This window comes from candidate division KSB1 bacterium (assembly GCA_022562085.1).
Taxonomy (GTDB): Bacteria; Zhuqueibacterota; Zhuqueibacteria; order Oceanimicrobiales; family Oceanimicrobiaceae; genus Oceanimicrobium.
The window spans coordinates 1-4,419 of sequence record JADFPY010000363.1 but is presented as its reverse complement, the minus strand read 5'-3'; the positions used below and the strand labels follow the sequence as shown (position 1 = coordinate 4,419).

5 protein-coding genes are annotated in these 4,419 nt (G+C 42.3%); all 5 read left to right on the top strand.

The window, feature by feature from the left end; genetic code table 11:
- On the top strand, positions 1–558 hold a 558-nt coding region (locus IH879_20290), incomplete at its 5' end, for a polysaccharide biosynthesis C-terminal domain-containing protein (protein MCH7677268.1).
- A gap of 11 nt (positions 559–569) precedes the next feature.
- Positions 570–1,295, top strand: coding sequence for a class I SAM-dependent methyltransferase (locus tag IH879_20285; protein ID MCH7677267.1), 726 nt, complete (start codon positions 570–572; stop codon positions 1,293–1,295).
- A 43-nt stretch (positions 1,296–1,338) separates the two neighbouring features.
- Entirely contained in the window at positions 1,339–2,568 is a 1,230-nt protein-coding gene (locus tag IH879_20280) for a DUF3047 domain-containing protein (protein MCH7677266.1), read from the top strand.
- A 94-nt stretch (positions 2,569–2,662) separates the two neighbouring features.
- Positions 2,663–3,511 (top strand): phosphatase PAP2 family protein, encoded by an 849-nt coding sequence (locus tag IH879_20275; protein ID MCH7677265.1) that lies wholly within the window; start codon positions 2,663–2,665, stop codon positions 3,509–3,511.
- A gap of 260 nt (positions 3,512–3,771) precedes the next feature.
- Entirely contained in the window at positions 3,772–4,278 is a 507-nt protein-coding gene (locus IH879_20270) for a hypothetical protein (GenBank protein MCH7677264.1), read from the top strand.
- Positions 4,279–4,419 lie beyond the last annotated feature (141 nt).

Below are 4,419 nucleotides of genomic sequence, written 5' to 3'. Positions count from 1 at the left end.
GCCAGAGAGGTGTGGCATGGGTTTGCCGATAGCGGGTTTGTTAAAAGCAAACCCATCACCTTGATGGTGAACACCGTGCGAGAGCTGGGCGAAGACGACGCCACCCAGATGGCTGCCGGGGTTGCCTACTACGTCTTCTTCTCCCTCTTTCCGCTGCTTTTAGGCCTGATGGCCCTAGTGGTTAATGTCACGCTAAACGCCTTTCTTATCCCGAAACTTGGTTTGGTCGGCGCCGCTATTGGAACTTTCACTGCCTTTGCTGTGGTGATCACTGCCCGAATTTATCACGTGTATAACAAACTCGGGTTGTTGCCTTTCAGTCTGTCTTTATTCTGGCCAATTGCTACTGCCGTGTTTACCGGGACAATGTTTTATTTACTCAAAGTTTGGCTAAATATCGATACGGTTTTTGAGACTGCAGCTATCTTTGTTGGAATGATATTGATATATGCGATCATCTACTTTTGGGGAGCAAACGAACCTGAAGAGAAGCAATTGATTGCAAGTTTGAAAAATAGAATCAACAAGCTAATGATTCACAGAGTTCAAATTTTGTAGCACCGAATTAAATGCAAAAAAAATCTTATCTGATATTGCGACACTATATTCTAATTATTGTTGTGGCTGTGGTCGCCACAGCAGTCGGCGGGTTTTACACTTCCAACTTGACTCTCCAAAGTGACCTGTCTGTTTTATTGCCGAATAGTTTTGAAAGCGTGAAAGCTTTGAACCGAATCAAAGAAGAAGTGGGCGGGGTTGGTCAATTGCGCCTGCTGATTGAGACGAAAGATTTTTCTGCGGCCAAGAAGGCGATAGAGGGTAAAAGAATCGTTGAATTGGGTTGCATGCGCAAGCTTCTCAGGCACCCGATTAGCGAACTTCACCCCCGATGTTGTACGGACGGCCATTCAACTTATCATTGGGGTACTTCGGGAGCCGAAGTAATTTCAGTCGATACTAGCTGGAAAGCTGTGATGGTAGCCAGATGGAGTTGCAGAAAATTCAAGAATGTTAAAATTATTCCAGCGGATGCCATCGAGTTTTTGGCGAATTTCAATCACTCGATAGACCTTCTTTTTCTCGATGCCTGGGATGTAAAGCCAGGTATCGATTATGCGGAAATGCATTTATTGGCCTATCAAAAAGCGAGACCAAAGCTGAGCAGGACGAATATTATTTCAATTGATGATACCGATATTGGCCAAGGCGGAAAGGCACGTTTTTTAATTCCTGTTTTAGAACGTGACAATTATGAAATACTGGTGCGGGGAAGACAGACGATTGCCATTTCCTAAAACTGATAATACATCTAAAAAAGGTTAGTTTAAGGACATGATAATGCTGCGATTATTTTTCTACGGATTGGTGCTTCTCCCGATAGTTTTGTTGGCTGGGTCTATAAATTATGAACACGATTCAAGCCCTGAAGAAACTATTGAATCTTATTCCCAAAAATGGAATGAAATCGTTAATAATGATTCTCTAATGCAGGAAACTCAAAAGGAACAGTTTTTGAAAATAATCGACAGCCTATTTTATCTTGAGCGACTTGGACCCCAAATTTTACAAAAAACCTGGGTTAAACTTGACTCTTATGCTCAAAATCAATTAGTTGAAGCCTTAAAGTCATCTATTCTGCAAAAAATTTGTGACAGCTCCCTGATGAAAGTCACCGATGGAAAAATTGCCCTGACCTTTAAAAATAAAGAAATAAAAGAAAACTTTGCGATGCTCAATTGTGATTTTGTCAGAAACAATCATAAAATTTCTATCGAAATATATATGCTTAGAAGTCCGAAAGGGAGTTGGAAGATTAGCAATCTTAAAATTGGTAACATCAGCATACTCCATTATTATTACAGCGTGTGTGATGACATTTTAAAAAAATATTCTTTCCCGTATCTCGTCAGTGAACTTGGAGAGTATCATTTCGTAGCCCTTGAAGACTTCGAAGGTAGTCCATTGGGAGAATTACCGGTTGGCTGGACCTGGAAGAAGCAAGATAACGATAAAAATAAACCTTACCGGATCGAAACGGAAAATGGCAACAAATATCTCGAAGCCACCGACGACGGAGAATCCGTAATTCTCGGTAAAGAAATCAAGTGGGATTTAAAGAAGTATCCTTATATTTCATTTAGATGGAGGGGACATCGGATACCGGAAGGTGGTGATGAGCGGTTTCACGAAAGAGTGGATAGCGCGGCCGGTATTTATATTATTTATAGGAAAAAGTTCGGCTTGATCCCGGAATCAGTAAAATATGTCTGGAGTTCGAAACACCCTGTCGGCTCGGCTATGAGGCGAAGTGGCATTGGCAGACCCTGGATGGTGGTAGCTGAGTCGGGGAAAGATCATTTAGGCGAATGGCGAACCTACGTTTTTAATCTCTTCGAAGCATATCAAAAGACCTTTGGCGGCAACTCACCCGATGTGGCAATTGGCATTGGCATTCTTTCAGATGCAAACTCAACTAAATCTCATGCCCATGCAGACTATGATGATATCAGAGCCCTGAAAAAAGCGAATGCTGATTCCGGAGTACTGAATATTTTAAAGGCTGAGTAGGTTTTTTCGAATTGAAATTCAGCCACAATTCAGGTTCAAAATTAATAGTTGAAACAAATGAAAATCTACATTCATTGAAAAAAAAGAGGATTCATTGATCAGCAGAAATCGATTAGGTGCCGTCATCTTGTTTGTTATCGTCACTTCATGGCAGACTACCGGGCATGCACAAGGGCTGCAGGCTTCTCAAAACCAGCGTTCCTTCAAATCCTTGGCCTCAAAGGCGAGTAGTGATGTTTTATACATCTTCGCTGCTCCATCCCGTCTAAGCTCAAGAAGCGGCCTGAAACTTCTTGCACTTACCGGAGTTACCACCGGTTTTATGACAATACTAGATCAGAACATAGATGATGATTTCATCGAAAGAGACGATCTCTACGTCAAACCCGGAATCGGTTTGGCAAAGGTTGGTGACGTTTACGACAGAATATCTTCAAAATATGTGCTTGCAGGTCTCTCCGCTTCGATGCTTACTGGCGGGTTAATTTTTAAAGACAAAAAGCTTTTGGAAACCACCCGCCTGATGGTGGAGTCATATCTAATTTCCGGTGCGATTGCGCAACTGGGAAAAAGAGTTTTCGGTAGAGCTCGGCCCTATACGGGTGAAGGGCCATCGAAGTTTGAGCCTTTTAAGTTCAGGGGTGCAAGGGATCGCCGTTCGTTTCCCTCGGGCCATGCCACCAGTGCTTTCTCAATGATGACTGTCCTGGCTAAACAATATGACCAATGGTGGATTAAGATTCCGGCCTACACTGTGGCAATATCGGTTGCGATGCAGCGTATGGACAGCCGCAACCATTGGGGAGCCGACGTTATTGTGGGAGGCGCCATCGGTTACTCGGTCGGCAGTGCCTTGGTAAACAGGTACAAGCAGCAGTCAAACAGAGTATCCATGAATCCTTACATTTTCGGAAACCGGGTAGGAATTATGTTTATTTTCTGATAAAAAATTTCAATATTCTACATATGGCCGAGTTTATAAGCTTTTTTGAACTGAATATTCCCTCCAGCAAAGCCATTATTTATGGAGGTCCAACTGCATTAATATGGGCTTACTTCTGCCTGTACTTGGCCGGGTATTTAAAAACAAAAAAAGGAATAAACACAGGCTATACTAGAAAAGTTTTTCATTTTCTCATTTTTGCCACAGTCGCTTTTATGCAGTTAGTTTGGGGATTACCGATAGTCTTGCTTTTTGGGACAATGACTTCTATTGTTATTTTTTATGCAATTGTACGAGGCAGAGGCCATTTGCTTTACGAAGCCATCGCAAGAGAAAAAGATGCCCCGCATCGAACCCATTATATACTGTTCCCCTACTTCGCAACCTTAATTGGCGGAATCATTAGCAACATTTTATTCGGTCCACTCGCCCTTATAGGCTATCTGGTCACCGGCATGGGTGATGCCGTCGGCGAACCTTTTGGAACACGATTTGGAAAACATACTTACAAAGTGCCTTCGTTATTAGGTGCTCAATCGAAACGAAGTTATGAGGGTTCGGCAGCAATACTCGTCACCTGCTTGTTAGCAGTCAGTGTCGGGATTTTCTTAAGTCCTCAATTACAAGCTGCCAAACAGAATTTCATACTGGTACCGGTTTTAGCGCTTATTTGCACTGTTTTGGAGGCAGTCTCCCCGCGCGGGTGGGATAACGCGACCATGCAAATTATCCCAAGCTATTTGGCTAGGTGCTGGTTTTTGTATTGATAAAATAATGACATTCGCAAAATCATCAGCCGCAAAGGTCCACTTCTGTGTTTCATTTTTCAATTGACTTTGCGGCAGTTTTTTTTAATTTGCATTAAGAATAATCATGAATAGTAAAAGCTTAAAATTTCTTTTCTTTCA